General features: G+C 70.3%; 1 protein-coding gene. It reads left to right on the top strand.

Features of this window, described 5'->3' with window-relative positions:
- Positions 1 to 149: 149 nt before the first annotated feature.
- The gene (locus IG65_RS0122680) at positions 150 to 18,389 is read left to right on the top strand and encodes an amino acid adenylation domain-containing protein (RefSeq protein ID WP_051756670.1); all 18,240 of its coding nucleotides are present in this window, start codon (positions 150 to 152) and stop codon (positions 18,387 to 18,389) included.
- Positions 18,390 to 18,841 lie beyond the last annotated feature (452 nt).

Below are 18,841 nucleotides of genomic sequence, written 5' to 3'. Positions count from 1 at the left end.
GCCCAGGGCGACGAGGGCGCTGTTCGTCGCGCTCGAGAAATCGCGGCGCACATTTCGACGTGCTTCACGCATTACGGCGAACGTCGTTTCGAGGAAACGGTCCGGCGTTGTGTTACTGCGTCGAAGTAAAGAGATCCGATGGAGGACCGGTGACCCAATTCAAAAGCAACTTCGGCGGCGATTCACAGGCACCGAAGTCACCGCGGATCGGCACGGCGCCACTCGGCGGTCACCAGGCACCCGGCAACGGAACACGGGCACGCACTTCGGGGCACGGATTCCCGCGCCCGGCGCCCGACGGCGTATTCAAGCTCACCGCGGCGCAGCGCGGAATATGGTTCGCCCAGCACCTCGCGGGCGAATCCCCGATTTCGGTGGCGCAATACGTGGAAATCATCGGGGAATTGGATACCGATCTGCTCATGGAGGCCTGCCGCACCGCGAGCCTCGAATTCGGATCCGGACATCTGCATCTGATCGAGGTCGACGGCGAACCCTGCCAGTTCGTCGACCACTTCCGCGGCGGCCCGATCTCGGTGGTGGATCTGCGCCGTCACACCGACCCGGTGGCCACCGCGCACCGGATGATGACCGAGGACTACGCCGCCCCGCTGGATCTGCTGCACGACCACCTCATGGTGTGCGTCATCTACCTGGTCGGCGACAACCACTACCTGTGGTACCAGCGCGCCCACCACATCGCCCTCGACGGATTCGCCGCGGTGACGATGCTGCAGCGCATCACCGAGCTGTACAACGCGTGGCTGCGCGGTACCGAACCCTCCCCGGCCGCGGCGAAGGATCTGGCCGAGATCACCGAACAGGACCTGGCCTATCGCGGGTCGACGCGATTCGACAACGACCGCAAATACTGGACCGAACATCTGGCGGACGCACCGCCCGTGGTCAGCCTGGCCGGACGTGTCGGAAAACCCACCATCCATCCGGCACTGGTCAGCGACTCGCTCGCACCCGAGACCGCCGCACTGCTGGATGCCGTGGTCGCCGAACGCAGCACCAGCGTGACACCGATCGTCGTCGCCGCCTTCGCCGCCTACCTGGCCCGCATGACCGGAAGCACCGAGGTGCTGCTGAGCCTTCCGGTGTCGGGCCGCCACTCCGCGATACTGCGCCGCTCCGGCGGCATGGTCGCCAACGTGGTGCCGCTGCGCGTGCGGGTCGGCTCCCGCAGCGTCGGTGAACTGATCGACGCGGTGCAGGGCGAGCTGACCAGCGCGCTGCGCCGCCAGCGCTACCGGCAGGAAGACATCTTCCGCGATATGGGCATCGCCCGCGACGAGACCGCCTCCTTCGGTCCCGCCGTGAACCTGATGATGATCGACAACGACGTCGTCCTCGGCGACACCACCGGCCGGTTGCACGTGCTCACCTCCGGGCCCACCGCCGACCTGTTCGTCAACATCTATCCCGGCGCCGGCCGCGACAGCACTCACATCGACTTCCAGGGCAATCCGAACATCTACCGGCCCGACGAACTCACCGCCCACCACGGCCGCTTCCTGATGTTCCTGCACGAATTCCTCGACCGCGGAACGCGATACCGCATCGACCGGCTGCCGCTGCTCGCACCGTCCGAACAGCAGCGGCTGCTGCCCGTGCACGGCGACGACGCGCTCGCGCCCCGGCTGCTGCCCGACATCCTGGCCGACAGCGCCGGCCGCCACCCCGCCTCCGACGCGATCTCCACACCCGCCACCACCGTGACCTACGGTGAACTCGACGCCCGGTCCTCACAGCTGGCCCGGCAACTGATCGCCCGCGGCTGCGGCCCCGACACCACCGTCGCGATCATGCTGCGCCGCTCGGTCGAATCGATCGTCGCCGCCTGGGCGGTCGCCAAATCCGGCGCCGCGATCGTGCAGGTGGATCCCGACTATCCGGCCAAACGTATCGAGCACATGATCGCCGACAGCGGCGCCCGGGTCGGCATCACCGTCGACGCCTACCGGGGACGGCTGCCGCACACGGTCACGCCGGTGGTGCTCGACGATCCGGACACCGCGGCCGCCTGCCGCGACACCACCGGCGCCCCGATCGGCGACAGCGAACGCCTGCGCCCGCTGCGCCCCGACGACCTCGCCTACATCACCTACACCTCCGGATCCACCGGCATCCCGAAAGGGGTGCAGGTGACCCATGCGGGGCTGGCCAACCTCATCGCCGACCGCAGCGAGGTCTGCGGTGTGGACGCCACCGCGCGGGTGTCGTATGCGCTCTCGCCCAGTTTCGACGCCTCACTCGAGCAGTTCCTGGTGTGCTTCGCCAACGGCGCGACCCTGCTGGTCGTCCCGCCCGAGTTGATCGGCGGCGACGAACTGACCGACCTGCTGGCCGCCCAGCACGTCACCCACCTCACCCTCACCCCTGCGATGCTGGCGACGGTGGATCCGCGGCGCCTGAGTGAGCTGCGGGTGGTCGTGGTCGGCGGTGACGTGTGCCCGCCGCACGTGATCGAACGGTGGACGCGCTCGGCGGCGATGTTCAACGAGTACGGGCCCACCGAAACCACCGTCACCGCCGCCAGCGCCGCGGTCACCCCGGGCGGGGACCTGACCGTCGGCGGCCCGATCCGCGGGGTCTCGGCGATGGTGCTCGACCGCTGCCTGCAAGCGGTGCCGACCGGCACCGCGGGTGAGCTGTATCTGGCCGGGCCCGGGGTGGCGCGCGGCTACAGTCACCGGTTCGCCGAAACCGCGGCCCGCTTCGTCGCCGACCCGCACGGCGGGCCCGGGGCGCGCATGTACCGCACCGGCGATATGGCTCGCTGGGTCGGTGACGGACCCGTCCCCGAGCTGGAGTTGCTGGGGCGCACCGACTTTCAGGTCAAGATCCGTGGCTACCGCATCGAACCCGGCGAAATCGACGCCGCGCTCACCGCCCACGACGATGTCGATATCTCCGTCACCGTGCCGGTGCGCAACAACGCCGACGCCACCGTGCTGGCCTCCTATGTGGTGCCGGTGCGCGGGCGCCACATCGACCCGCTGGACCTGCAACGCTTCGCCCGCGACACGCTGCCGCCGCATCTGGTGCCCGCGGTGATCATGGCGTTGGACGCCCTGCCGGTCAACGCGTTCGGCAAACTCGACCGCGCCGCCCTGCCCGCACCCGCCTTCGGCACCGCGGCCGCGGGGCGGGCGCCGTCCACCCCACGTGAACAGCGGGTGGCGCAACTGTTCGGCGAAATCCTCGACGTGGCCACGGTCGGCGCCGACGACAGCTTCTTCGCCCTCGGCGGCGACAGCATCCTGTCCATTCAGCTGGTGGCGCGCGCCAAGGCCGAGGGGTTGAGTTTCTCCACCCAGGACGTGTTCGAACACAAGACCGTCGCCGCTCTGGCCGCGGTCGCCACCGACGCCGGCGGCGGCCCGCAGCTGCCCGAACTGCCCGGCGGCGCGGTCGGGCCGATGCCGCTGACCCCGATCATGTACGCGATGCTCGCGCGCGGCCGCTTCGACCGCTTCGCGCAGGCCACCCTGATCGAACTGCCGCCACACGTCGACGACGCCGACCTGGTGGCCGCGCTGGCGGCGGTGCTGGACCGCCACGACATGTTGCGCGCGGTGTTGCGTGGCGCCCACTCCGCCGACCGTTACATCGACGTGGCCGCCCCTGGCACGGTCGACGCCGCGGCCGCATACGAATCGGTGCGGCTGCCGCGCCGCGACGCCACCGAGATCGACGCCCGGTTGCAGGCGGCCGCCGACCGGCTCGATCCCGCCGACGGTGTGCTGGTGCACCTGGTGCGGATGAGCGACGACACCACCGGGCCCGACCTGATGTGGGTGGTTATCCACCACCTCGCCGTCGACGCGGTGTCGTGGCGCATCCTGCTCACCGATCTGGCCGGGGCATGGCAGCAGATCAGCGCCGGCGCCGAACCCGCTTTCGGCCCCGCAACCACCTCGGTGCGGCGCTGGAGCCACGGACTCACCGAGCACGCCGCCGGCCGCCGCGCCGGCGAACTGGAGCTGTGGAAGACCATCCTCGCGCCGGGGGAGAAGCTGCTCGGCACACGACCTCTCGATCCCGCCCTCGACACCGCGGCCACCGCGGGCCGCGTCGAGGTGCACGTACCCGCCGACGTGTCCGAAGCGATCCTCACCACCGTCCCCGCCCGCTTCCACGGCACACCCAACGACCCGCTGCTGGCGGCGCTGGCGCTCGCATTGGGGGAGTGGCGTCGCCGCCGCGGCGGCGACCCGGACACCGAACTGATCTCCCTCGAGGGACACGGCCGCGAGGAACACGCCGTACCGGGCGCCGACCTCAGCGCCACTGTCGGCTGGTTCACCACCCGTTTCCCGGTGCGCCTGGACCTGCGTGGCGTCGACGCCGACGACGCGTTCGCCGGCGGCCTCGCCGCGGGCACGGCGATCGTGGCAGCCAAGGAACAGTTGCGCGCGATCCCCGGCAACGGCATCGGCTACGGGATGCTGCGCTGCCTCGACGCCGAGGCCGGCGCCGAACTGGCCGGCGCGCCCGAACCGCAGATCGCGTTCAACTACCTCGGTCGCGTCGGCGTCCACGAACAGTCCGGGCCGTGGACACCGACCACGGAATTCACCTCCCTCACCGCGACCGGCGACCCGGCGATGGCGCTGCCCGCCGTCCTGGACGTCAACGCGATCGCCGAACCGGGACCCGACGGCCTCGAACTCGACGCCACCTGGGAATTCGCCACCGACGTGCTGAACAGCGCGGACGTGGAGGAACTGGCCGGACTGTGGGTGCGGGCGCTGCGCGGGCTCGCCGGCCACGCCCGCAGCGAAAACGCCGGCGGCTTCACCCCGTCGGATTTCCCGCTCGTGGACCTCACCCAGGACGAGATCGACCGCTGGCAGCTGGAATATCCGACCATGACCGACGTGTGGCCGCTGACCGCACTGCAGTCCGGTCTGCTGTTCCACGCCGTCTACGACACCGACCGCGCCGACGGCTACACCGTGCAGGCGACACTGACCCTCGCCGGGCAGGTCGACACCGCCCGCATGCGGGCCGCGGCACAGGCGGTGATCGACCGGCACGACAGCCTGCGCACCGCGTTCGTCGAAAGCGCCGCCGGGCCCCGCCAGATCGTGATGAGCGGCGTGCGCGCCGACTGGCACGACAGCGACCTCACCGAGATCGCCGACGCCGGGGAACGCGACCGCGAACGCCGCCGCATCCTCGACGCCGCGTCGGCCCCCTTCGATCCGGCCCGGCCGCCGCTGCTGCGTTTCCACCTGATCCGCACCGGCGCAACCGAATTCGAGCTGCTGCTCACCAACCATCACATCGTGCTCGACGGCTGGTCGATGCCGCTGCTGATCCACGAACTGCTCACGGTGTACGCCGCGGACGGCGATCCGGCCGCACTGGCGCCCGCCGGCACCTACCGTGACTACCTGCACTGGCTGCACAGCCAGGACCGCGACGCCGCGATCACCGCCTGGCAGAACGTGCTCGCCGGAATGGAGAACCCGACCCTGGTGACCGGGCGCCCGGACCGGACCGTGCCCGCCGACAACGCCGAAGTCAGCCGCAACCTTTCCGCCGAGACGACCGCCGCGATCACCGACCTGTCGCGCGCCTACGGTGTCACCGCCAACACCACCGTGCAGGTGGCGTGGGCGCTGCTGCTGACCACCTTGACCGGCCGCTCCGACATCGTGTTCGGCAACACCGTCTCCGACCGCCCACCCCAGCTGCCGGGAGTCGAACGCATGGTGGGGCTGTTCATCAACACCCTGCCCGTGCGGGTCCGGCTCGAACCCGCCGAAACCGTCGCCGACCTGCTGGACCGGGTGCAGTCCGAACAGGCCGCCACCCTCGATCACCGCCATCTCGGGCTGGCCGAACTGCAACGCGCCACCGGATTCGCCGACATGTTCGACACGGTGACCGTGCTCGAGTCCTATCCGCTCGACCGCGAACAGCTGACCCACAATCTGCGCGAGGCCGGACTGCGGCTCGTCGACGTCGACGCCCACGACGCCACCCCGTATCCGCTGAGCCTGCAGGTGACCCCGCCGCGGCCCGGCCGCGCCGGCGACCCGGATTCGGCCACCTCCGCCACCCACACCGTGATGTTGCGCTTCTCCTGCGACCGGCTCGACATCGACACCGCCCGCACCCTGCTCGACCGCTACGAACGGATCCTCGACCAGATCGCCGCCGACCCCACCGCCACCGTCGCCACCATCAGCCCCTGCGCGAATGCCGAACTCGCCGAACTGATTCCGGCGCCACGCAGCGCACCGGCCGGACGCACCCTGCGCGACATCCTCACCGACACCGCCCGCACCCACCCGGACGCGGTGGCCGTGCGGTCGGGAACCACCACGCTCACCTATCGGGCACTCGCCGCGCAGGCGCACCGGCTCGCGCACCGGCTGCTCACCCGCGGCGCCCGCCCGGAAACCGTTGTCGCCGTGGTCGTTCCGCGTTCGATCGAGCTGGCCGTCGCGATCTGGGCGGTCGCCGAAACCGGCGCGGCGTTCCTGCCGCTGGATCCGGCCAACCCCGGCGAACGCCTCGCCGAACTGCTCGCCGATTCGGGCACCGCCCTCGGCGTCACCACCCGCGCCCTCGCACAGGGGCTTCCCGCCACCGTCGACTGGACCCTCGCCGACACCGACCTGCCCGCCGAACCCGACACCACCACCACCGCGGTGGAAGAGCTGCGGCTCGACCACGCCGCCTACCTGATCTACACCTCCGGATCGACCGGAACCCCCAAAGCCGTGCACCTGACCCACCGCGGCCTCGCCGGCCTGGCCGCCGCCCACGCCGACGCGTTCGGCGTGAACACCGCCTCGGCCGTCTTGCAGGTCGCCTCACCGGGATTCGACGCCTGCCTGTCGGAACTGCTGCTCGCCCACGGCCACGGCGCCTGCCTGGTGATCGCACCACCCGACGTCTACGGCGGCGCCGCACTCGAGGAACTGCTGCGCGCCCAGCGGGTGACCCATGCCATCATCACCCCGTCGGTGCTCAACACGATGGATCCCGCGCAGCTGCCCGCACTGACGACTATCGCGGTCGTCGGGGAGGCCACCGCCGCCGACCTCGTCAACCGCTGGGCGCCCGGGCGGCGGCTGATGAACCACTACGGCCCCACCGAATGCACCGTGTGGGCCACCGGATCCGCCGCCCTCACACCCGGGCAACCCGTCACCATCGGCACCCCGATCCCCGGACTGTCGGTGACCGTGCGCGACATGTGGCTGCGGCCGGTCCCCGCCGGCGTCGCCGGCGAACTGTACGTGCGCGGCCCCGCACTGGCCCGAGGCTACCTCGACCGACCCGCCACCACCGCGGCCCGCTTCGTCGCCGACCCGGAATCGCCTCGCGGAGAACGGATCTACCGCACCGGCGACAGCGTGCGCTGGCTACACACCTCCCGCGGACCGCAACTGGAATACCTGGGCCGCAGCGACCAGCAGGTCAAGATCCACGGCCTGCGCATCGAACCGGGGGAGATCGACGCCCGCCTGGCCCGCCACGACACCGTGGCCGTCGCCGCCACCGTCGACTGCCCCGGACCCGCCGGCGAACCCGTGCTGGTGTCCTACGTCGTCGCCGCACCGGGGACCACCCTCGACCCGGCCGCCCTGCACGCCGACCTGGAACGCGAACTGGCCCACTACATGAACCCCGCCGCCATCGTGGAACTGGCGGACATGCCCCGCACCCCGGTCGGCAAGATCGACCGGAAAGCGTTGCGCGAACTCGACTTCCGATCCGACGAGGCCGCCGGACGGGCACCGGCCACCCCCGACGAACAGCTCATGGCGAAACTGTTCGCCGAAGTCCTGCACCTGGACACCGTGTACGCCGACAGCAACTTCTTCACCCTCGGCGGCGACAGCATCGTATCCATGCGGCTGGTGGCGTTGGCCCGCTCGGCCGGGCTCACCCTCACCCCGCGCGACGTCTTCGAAGCCAAAACCGTTGCCGCCCTGGCGGAACTGGTCGGCGGCACCGTCGCCGTCGACCCGTCGCCGACCCGTGAACCGGCCCACCGCGCCGAAGGCCGCCCCCCGCGCCCGTCGGACTTCCCGCTGGTCGAGCTGACCGCCGCCGACGTCGAACGGCTCGACCACCGCTACCCGGACCTGGCCGACGTGTGGCCGCTGTCGCCGATGCAAGCCGGAATCCGATTCCACTCCACCTACAACCCCGGCGCCGGCGACAACTACACCGTGCAAACCGCCATCGGCTTCACCGGCACCATCGACGCCGAACGCCTGCGCCGCGCCGCCCAAGCCCTCGTCGACCGCCACGACACCCTGCGCGCCGCCTTCACCGACACCAGCGCCGGACCCTGCCAGATCGTGCTCGGCAACGCCCCCGTCCACTTCCGGCACATCGACCTCACCTCCGGCGCCGACAACGCCGGCCTCGATCAGGTGGCCGCCGACGACGCCGCCGAAGGGTTCGACCTGTCGGCGCCGCCGCTGATCCGATTCACCCTCATCACCGTGCGCCCCGACCGCTACCGGCTGCTCGTCACCAACCACCACGTGATCCTCGACGGCTGGTCCATGCCGCTGCTGATGAGCGAACTGCTCGCCGACTACAGCACCCCCGCCCACATCGACACCGCCGAACCCGCACCCAGCTACCGCGACTACCTGGCCTGGCTGCACCGCCAAGACCTCGCCGCCTCCACCGCCGCCTGGGCCGACGAATACGCCGACGTCGAATCACCCACCCGCGTCGCCCGCGCAGACGCCGCCCACCGCGACACCTCCGCCGGCGAAATCGACACCCTGCTGCCCGGCCACCAGGCAGCGGACCTGCGCCGCGCCGCCGCCGACGCGGCCGTCACCGTCAACACCGCCGTCGCCGCGGCATGGGCGCTGACCCTGCGCGAACTGACCGGCGACACCGACGTGATCTTCGGATCCGCCGTCTCCGGCCGGCCCCCCGAACTCCCGCAGGTCGACCGCACCCTCGGCATGTTCCTCAACACCGTCCCCGTGCGCGTGCCCCTCGACCCCACCCACACCGTCGAGCAGCTGCTGACCCGCATCCAGCAACACCAGGCCCGCATGCTCGACCACCACCACATCGGACTGGCAGACATCCACCGCGCCCTCGGAATGACCGCCCTGTTCGACACCGCCGTCGCCTTCCAGTCCTTCCCCGTCGACCGGCCCGCCCTGCAGCACCTCGTCGACGCCGCGGGCCTGCACATCGACGACATCACCGGCGTCGACGCCACCCCTTACCCGCTCAGCCTCGTCGTCACCCCCGAATCCGACGACACCGAACACACCGGCACCGACCCGGCCGCGGCACCGGGACTGCGCATCACCCTGCGCTACCTCGACGACGAATTCGACACCCACCGCGCACAGTGGATCCTCGACCGGTTCGTCGCACTCCTGCACCACATCGCCGACGACCCGGCCACCCCGCTGGCACGGCTCACCGCCGCCGACGACACCGAACCCGTCCACCCGGCCCGCGCGCACCGCCGGCCGCGAACCTTCGACGACATCCTCACCGCCACCGCCGCCACCCACCCCGACGCCGTCGCCGCCACCTGCGGCACCGACACCCTCACCTACCGCGACCTCGACCAGCGATCCAACCGGCTGGCCCGTCTGCTGCTGCGCCGCGGCCTCACCCCGGACACCGTGCTCGCCAGCGCCCTGCCACGCTCACTCGACGCCGTCGTCACCGTGTGGGCAGCCGCGAAAACCGGCGCCGCGTTCGTGCCCATCGACCCCCGCCTGCCCGCCGACCGCATCGCCTTCCTGCTCGACGACTCCGGCGCCACCCTCGGCATCACCCACACCGGCAACGCCGACACCGGCACCATCCACCCGCACCGGCACATCGACCGGCTCGTCCTCGACGACCCCGACACCGTCCACGCCCTCGACACCGAATCCGCCGCACCGATCACCGACACCGAACGCGGCGCGACGCTCACCCCCGACCGCACCGCCTACCTCATCTACACCTCCGGATCCACCGGAACACCCAAAGGCGTGCTGGTCACCCACCGCGGCCTCACCGACCTCGTCGCCGCCCAGCACCGCATCCTCGACGTCACCGCCGACTCCGCGGTGCTGCAGGTCGCCTCACCCAGCTTCGACGCCTCGATCTTCGAACTTCTCATGGCCCACAGCGCGGGCGGCCGGCTCGTCATCTCCCCACCCGACGTGTACGGCGGGCCGGAACTGGCGAAACTGATTCAGCGCGAACACATCTCGCATGCCGTGCTGACACCGTCGGCGCTGGCGACCATCCCCGGCGACCACGTCGACACCCTGCGCGTACTGGCCACCGCCGGCGAACCCGTCGGCCCCGAACTGGTCGACCGGTGGGCACCCGGACGCACCATGGTCAACCTCTACGGACCCACCGAATCCACCATCTGGGCCACCGCGAGCGCACCGCTGATCCCGGGCGCACCGATCACCATCGGCGCCCCCGCCGGCCCCGTCACCACCGCCGTCCTCGACACCTGGCTGCGGCCCGTCCCGCACGGCGTCGCGGGGGAGCTGTACCTGCTCGGCCCCGGACTCGCCGACGGGTACAAAGACCGCACCGCACTGACCGCGACCCGATTCGTCGCCTGCCCCTTCGGCGCACCCGGCACCCGCATGTACCGCACCGGCGACATCGTGCGCCGCACCACCGGCGGCGACCTGGAATTCGTGGGACGCAACGACTTCCAGGTCAAAGTGCGCGGCAACCGCATCGAACTCGCCGAAATCGACGCCGCTCTCGCCGCCCACCCCGGCGTCGCCTTCGCCGTCACCGTCCCACGCACCGACGACGGCCGCCCCACTACCCTCGTGTCCTACGTGACCCCTGCCGCCGGCGCCACTCTCTCCGACGTCGACTTGAAAACCGCACTCGCCCAGGCGCTTCCGCCCTACATGGTGCCCGCCGCCGTCATGATCCTCGACGAGGTGCCGCTCACGCCGACCGGCAAACTCGACCGCGACCGACTACCCCGGCCGCCCGCCACCGCCCGCGCCTTCCGCGCACCCACCACCTGGCAGGAAGACGTCGTCGCCCGCGCCTACGAACAGGTCCTCGACGCCGAACACGTCGGCGCCGACGACGACTTCTTCGCCCTCGGCGGCGACTCGCTCAGCGCCGCCCTCGTCGCCGCCCGCATCGGCGCCGCCCTCGACGTGCGCATCCCCGTGCGCACCATCTTCGAAGAACCCACCGTCGCCGCCCTCGCCCGCCGCGCCCGCACCCTGCACGGCACCGCCCGCCTCCCACTCACCGCAGGGGAGCGCCCCGAACCGCTGCCGCTGTCGCTGGCCCAGCAACGCATGTGGTTCCTCAACCGGTTCGAACCCGAATCGGCCGCCTACAACATCCCCGTCATGCTGCACCTGTCCGGACGCCTCGACACCACCGCACTGAGCGCCGCCCTCGACGACGTCATCGCCCGCCACGAAGTACTGCGCACCATCTACCCCGAAACCGACGGCGAACCACACCAGCTCATCCTCGGCCGGGCACCGATCGCCCTCGAAACCGGCCACCCCGCCCGCGACACCCTCCCGCAGCTGCTCACCGAATTCGTGCGCCGCGGCTTCGACGTCGCCACCCAGGTACCGATCCGCGTCGCCCTGCTCGACATCACCACCGACACCGACGACACCGGCCAGTACATGCTCGTCCTGGTCGTGCACCACATCGCCGGCGACGGACAATCCATGGGCCCGCTGGCCCGCGACGTCATGACCGCCTACGCCGCCCGCCACACCGGACAACCCCCGCAGTGGCAGCCCCTGCCGGTGCAGTACGCCGACTTCACGCTGTGGCAACGCCGCATCCTCGGCGCCGCCGAAGACCCCACCTCGCTGATGTCCACCCAGCTCGACTACTGGCGCACCACCCTCGACCGGGTACCCGACCTGCTCGACCTGCCCACCGACCGGCCCCGCCCCACCGTCGCCACCCTCACCGGCGGCCGCGTCCCCCTCGACATCCCCGCACCCCTGCACCGGCAACTGCAGACACTGGCCCGCGACCACGGCACCTCCCTGTTCATGGTCGTCCACGCCGCACTCGCAGTGCTGCTCGGGCGGCTCGCCGACACCGACGACATCGTCATCGGCACCCCCGTCGCCGGCCGCGGCGAACCCGGCCTCGACGACCTCGTCGGCATGTTCGTCAACACCCTCGCCCTGCGCACACCCATCGACCGCAGCGAACCGTTCACCCAACTGCTGGCCCGCACCCGCGACACCGACCTGCACGCCCTCGACCACGCCGACGTCCCCTTCGAACGCATCGTCGAAGAACTCAACCCGCACCGCAGCACCGCCGCACACCCCCTGTTCCAAGTGGTGCTCGCCTTCCAGAACACCGGCGCCATCGACATCGCTCTCCCCGACGTCGCCGTCTCCCGCGCCGACGTCGACACCGGCACAAGCCAATTCGACCTCCAGCTCGTCATCTCCGACACCAGCACCGAAACCGGTGCCGCCCAAGGCCTGTCCGGCATGGTGATGTACGCCCGCGACCTGTTCGACCCCGACACCGTCACCGGCTTCGTCCAGCGACTGCTGCGGATCCTCGACACCGTCGCCACCAGCCCCGACACACCCGTCGGCGATATCGACTGGCTGCACCCCCGCGAACACCACGCCTTGCTCACCAGCATCGGCCCACGCACCGCACCCACGCCCGAATCACCGCTGCTGCCCGACGTATTCGCCGACGCCGTGCGCCGCAACCCCGACGGCCTCGCCGTCCGCACCGGCGACACCGGCCTCACCTACACCGAACTCGACCGGCGCTCCAACCGCCTGGCCCGGCTGCTCATCGAGCACGGCGCCGGACCCGAAATCCCCGTCCTGGCCGCCACGCCCCGCTCCGCCGAATCCGTGCTCATCTGGTGGGCCGTGGTGAAAACCGGCGCCACCTATGTCCCCGTCGACCCCGCCTACCCGGCCCACCGCATCGACCACATGATCACCGATTCGGCTGCCGCACTGGGCATCACCGTCACCACCGCACGCCCCGCACTACCCGACACCGCCGACTGGATCATCCTCGACGCACCCGAAACCACCGCACACCTGCACACCCGCCCCGACAGCCCCCTCGACGACCACGACCGGCTGCGGCCGCTGCGCGCCACCGACACCGCCTACGTGGTCTTCACCTCCGGATCCACCGGACGCCCCAAAGGCGTCGCCGTCACCCACACCGGCATCGCCGACCTCATCGCCACCCAACGCGCCGACTACCACATCGAACCCGGCTCCCGATTCCTGCACTTCGCCTCACCGTCCTTCGACGCCTCACTGATGGAGATCCTGTTCGCCACCGGCGGCGCCGCCACCCTCGTCATCGCACCCACCGCAACCTACGGCGGCGAGGACCTCGCCGACCTGCTGCGCACCCAGCACGTCACCCACGCCTTCGTCACCCCCGCCGCCCTCGCCTCCGTCGACCCCACCGGACTCGACGACCTGCAACTGGTGCTGTCCGGCGGCGAAGAAGTCCCCGCCGAACTCGTCAAACGCTGGGCAGGCACCGACCGCCGCGGGACCCGCGAATTCCGCATCCTCTACGGACCCACCGAAACCACCATCCTCGCCACCGCCACCCGGGCCCTGCACGCGGGGGACCGGCCCACCATCGGCACCCCACTACCCGGCATGCAAGCCTTGATCCTCGACACCCGCCTGCATCCCGTCCCCGCCGGCGTGGTCGGCGAGCTCTACCTCGCCGGCCCCGCACCGGCCCGCGGCTACCTCAACCGGCTCGCCACCACCGCCGCCCGATTCGTGCCCTGCCCGGCCGGCGACCCCGGCACCCGCATGTACCGCACCGGCGACCTCGTCCGCTGGAACACCCACGGCGACATCGAATTCGTCGGACGCAACGACTTCCAGGTCAAAGTCCGCGGCTACCGCATCGAACTCGGCGAAATCGACGCCGTCCTCGACGCCCGCGCCGACACCGCCTTCGCCGTCACCATCGCCCACCGGCAAGGCAACGCCCCCGCCATGCTGGTCACCTACGTCGTGCCCGCACCCGGCGCCACACCCACCGCCGCCGAACTCACCACCGCACTCGCCGACGCGCTCCCGCCCTACATGGTGCCCGCCGCCGTGATGATCCTCGACGCGATCCCACTGTCGCCCAACGGCAAACTCGACCGCAACGCACTACCCGAACCCATCCTGCACACCGAAACATTCCGCGCACCCGCCTCACCGGTCGAAGAAATCGTCGCCGGCATCTTCGCCGACCTCCTCGGCCTCGACACCACCATCGGCGCCGACGACAACTTCTTCGACCTCGGCGGCAACAGCCTCGTCGCCACCCGCGCCGCCGCCCGCATCGGCGCCGCCCTCGACACCCGCGTCCCCGTGTCGATGATCTTCGACGCACCCACCGTCGCCAAACTCGCCGCCCGCGCCGAATCACACGCCGACACCCGCCGCATCGCCCTCACCGAACAACCCCGCCCACAACACATCCCACTGTCCTACGCACAACAGCGGATGTGGTTCCTCAACCGCTTCGAACCCGACACCCCCGCCTACAGCATCCCCATCGTCATCCGGCTCACCGGACGCCTCGACACCCACGCCCTGCACGCCGCCATCGGCGACGTCATCACCCGCCACGAAGTACTGCGCACCATCTACCCGGCCGTCGACGGCGAACCAACCCAGAAAATCCTCCCACCCGCCGAAGCCGTCCCCCCCCTCACCATCACCCGCATCCCCGAAACCGAACTCCCACACACCCTCTCGGCGCTACTGGCCACCGTCTTCGACGTCACCACCACCGTGCCGCTGCGCATCCGGCTCTACGAGATCGCCGACGACACCTGGATCCTCGCCCTCGTCGTCCACCACATCGCAGGCGACGGATCCTCTCTGGCACCACTGGCCCGCGACCTCACCCTCGCCTACATCGCACGACTCGACGGCGACGCCCCCGCCTGGCCGCCGCTGCCCGTCCAATACGCCGACTACGCTCTCTGGCAACGCACCGTCCTCGGCGCAGACGACGACCCCGACTCGCTGCTGCGCGCTCAAATCGACTACTGGACAACCCAACTCGCCGACGTGCCCGCGCTGCTCGCCCTGCCGACCGACCGGCCGCGACCGCCCGTGCAAACCTATGCCGGCGCCACCGTCCCCCTCACCGTCGACCCCGAACTCCACGCCCGGCTGCAACACATCGCCCGCGCCCACAACACCACCTTGTTCATGGTGTTCCACGCCGCACTCGCCGCCGTCCTCGCCCGCCTCGCCGGCACCGACGACATCACCATCGGGACCCCCTACGCCGGACGCGGCGAACCCGAACTCGACGAACTCGTCGGCATGTTCGTCAACACCCTCGTCCTGCGCAGCCACCTGCGCACCGACATGACGTTCACCGACCTGCTCGACCAGGTCCGCGACACCGACCTCGCCGCCTTCGGACACGCCGACGTCCCCTTCGAACGACTCGTGCAAGAACTCAACCCCGCCCGCTCCCACGCCCACCACCCGCTGTTCCAGGTGATGCTCGCCTTCCAAAACCTCACCGGCACCGAATTCGAACTCCCCGAACTCACCCTCTCCGCCGTCGAAGCCGACATCGACACCTCACTGTTCGACCTGCAGATCACCGTCTCCGACAGCTACGACGACCACGGCGGCCCCGCCGGCATCACCGGCGGCATCACCTACGCCCGCGACCTGTTCGACCCCGACACCGTCACCGGCATCGCCGCCCGCCTCGACCGGCTGCTGCGCGCCCTCGTCGCCGACCCCACCGGCCTCGTCTACGAGGTCGACCTGCTCGACGCCGACGAACGCCACAACGTCGTGGACCGCTGGAACACCACCCACTACACCCTGCCCGCCGACGAAACACTGACCGCCATGTTCGCCGACGCGGTACCGGCATACCGCGACCGCACCGCCGTCACCTACGGCGATCAGTCGCTGACCTACGCGCAGTTCTCCGCCCGCGTCAACCGGCTCGCCCGCTGGCTCATCACCCGCGGCGTCGGCCCGGAAAAGCTGGTCGCCGTGCGGATGCGCCGCTCGCTCGACCAGGTCACCGCCCTCTACGCCGTGCTAGCCGCCGGCGGCGGCTACGTCCCCGTCGACCCCGACCTGCCCGCCGACCGCATCGACTACATGCTGGCCACCGCCACACCCGTCGTCGTCCTGTCCACCCTCGACGACATCGACCTGTCCGCATTCGACGACACACCCGTCACCGACCACGACCGCCACGCCCCACTGCGAGCGACCAATGTCGCCTACGTGCTGTTCACCTCCGGATCCACCGGCCGCCCCAAAGGCGTCGCCGTCCCGCACGGCGCCGCCGTCAACCAGATCCGCTGGCTCAGCGACGAATACGGCCTCGACGCGGACGATGTGGTCCTGCAGAAGACACCGGCCACCTTCGACGTCTCGGTGTGGGAACTGTTCGCCACCCTCGGCGTGGGCGCCCACCTCGTCATCGCCCGCTCCGACGGCCACACCGACCCCGCCTACCTCGCCGAAACCATTGCCGCACAACAGATCACGATCACCTCGTTCGTGCCGTCCATGCTCGCCGTCTTCGCCGAGGCCGCACCCGTCCGCACCCTGACCTCGCTGCGCGCACTGCTCATCGGGGGAGAGGCATTCGGGTCCGACACCGTGGCCGCCGTCCGGCGCGTGCTGCCCGACGTCGAACTGCACAACCTGTACGGGCCCACCGAATTCACCGTGCACGTCACCTCCCACCACGTCACCGACACCGACCAGGGCAGCGTGCCGATGGGTATGCCCGTCTGGAACGCGCGCGCCTACGTCCTCGACGCCCGGCTCAACCCGGTACCGCCCGGAGTGGCGGGGGAGCTGTACCTCGCGGGCACCCAGATCGCCCGCGGTTACCACGCCCGCCCCGTCCTCACCGCCGAACGGTTCGTGCCCGACCCCTACAACAACGGCGGACGCATGTACCGCACCGGCGACCTCGTGCGGCGCCGCCGCCACGACGGCGAACTGGAATACCTGGGCCGCACCGACTTCCAGGTCAAACTGCGCGGACTGCGCATCGAACTCGGCGAAATCGAAACCGTGCTCGCCGAATACCCCGGCGTCGCCCGCGCCATCGCCGTCGTCCACTCCAGCGAGATCGCCGCCCAGCTCGTCGGCTATCTCGTGCCCGCCGCCGGCGCCACCGTCGACACCGCCGCGGTGCTCGCGCACGCCGCCGCCGAACTGCCCAACTACATGGTGCCCAGCACCCTCATGGTGCTCGACACCGTGCCGCTCACCGCCTCCGGCAAACTCGACCGCGCCCGGCTGCCCGAACCGGTGGCCGCGGTAGGGGAGTTCCGCGAACCCTCGACCTGGCTCGAAGGAGAGGTCGCGCGCGCCTTCGAACACGTCCTCGGCCTCACCCACGTCGGCGCCGACGACGATTTCTACGCCCTCGGCGGCAACTCGCTGCGCTCGGTGCAGGTCGCCAGCGAACTCACCAAGGAACTCCACTTCGACATCCCGCTGGGGTGGATGCTGTCGGATCCGAATCCGGCCGACCTCGCCAAGCGCATCGAAACCGGAATGAGCAACGGCCACCACGAATCCGGGCCGGCGGCATTCGGTCTGGACGTCGTGCTGCCGATCCGGACCGCCGGCAGCCGGCCACCGCTGTTCTGTATCCATCCCGCGTCGGGCCTGTCGTGGTGCTACTACACCTTCGGCGACCACCTCGCCGGCGACCGCCCGATCTACGGTCTGCAGGCGCCGCAGATCGGTGGGGAAGTTCCGGGCCCGCAAACGTTCGAGGAGATCGCGCGCCGCTACTTCCAGGAGATCCGGGCCATCCAGCCGCACGGGCCCTACCATCTGCTCGGCTGGTCGCTCGGTGGGCAGATCGCACACGCCGTCGCCGCCGAAATGCGTTCGGCCGGTGAGGACGTCGCACTGCTGGCGCTGCTGGATGCCGAGGCCGAAGGGATCGACGCCACGGAGGTCACCGAGGCCACGCCAGGGGAGCTGATCAGCAATCTCGGCCCGGTCATGGGCATCGATGTCGTCGGCGCCGACGCGACCGCCGAAGAGGCCGCCGAACTGATCCGGCAGCAGCTGGGGGACAGCTTCGCCATCGACGCGGCGACCATCGAACGCATGACCGACGCCTACAACCTGTCCATCCGCGCCGCGAGTGCCTGGCGGCCACCGGTCATCGATGCCGACATGCTGTATTTCACCGCCACGAAGGACCGGCGTGCCGACGCCGCGGGCCACGAGGGTTGGGCCCGGTTCGTCACCGGCCAGATCTCCAACGTCGACATCGCGGCCGAACATCTGGCGATGACCGAACCCGCGGTGGTCGCCGAGATCGCGAAGATTCTCAACCGCCGGCTGGATCGGTGAGGGGACCGGGCGAGATCGCCATTACTTGACATAATGTAGATTATCGGCGCAATGGAACGGGTGCCGGAGGCTGCATTTACCCTTGCGTGTCAGCATATTTCGGCATCCGCCTTCCGTGCCTCGGCCGCGCTGCTCGGCTGTCCCGCATTCCGCCCGCATCGGTGTTCGGCGCCGCCGTCTCACGTAAATCTGCCGAATCCCTCCTGATGAACTTTTTCGCCTCCGGTCCGATTTGCCGGAAAATTTACTGAGGCGTCCGTCGGGTTGATCTCCATTCCTATGCTCCACTTCCCCAGCTTCCCGGATTCCCGTCGCGAAACGTCACAGTGACGTATTGGGGGCGCTTGGGCGGGTCTGCCGTCGACGGTTCCGATACACATCACCGCGCCTCCCGCACGTCTTTGTGATTCGAAGGCAGTGCGCACCGCCCGGTTTGGTAGCCGCCACGAGAC

The sequence above is a fragment of the Nocardia sp. NRRL WC-3656 genome (assembly GCF_000720265.1).
In the GTDB taxonomy this organism is placed as follows: Bacteria; Actinomycetota; Actinomycetes; order Mycobacteriales; family Mycobacteriaceae; genus Nocardia; species Nocardia nova.
Note: the sequence above shows the minus strand (reverse complement) of the source record. Positions and strands in the feature narration are given on the sequence as shown.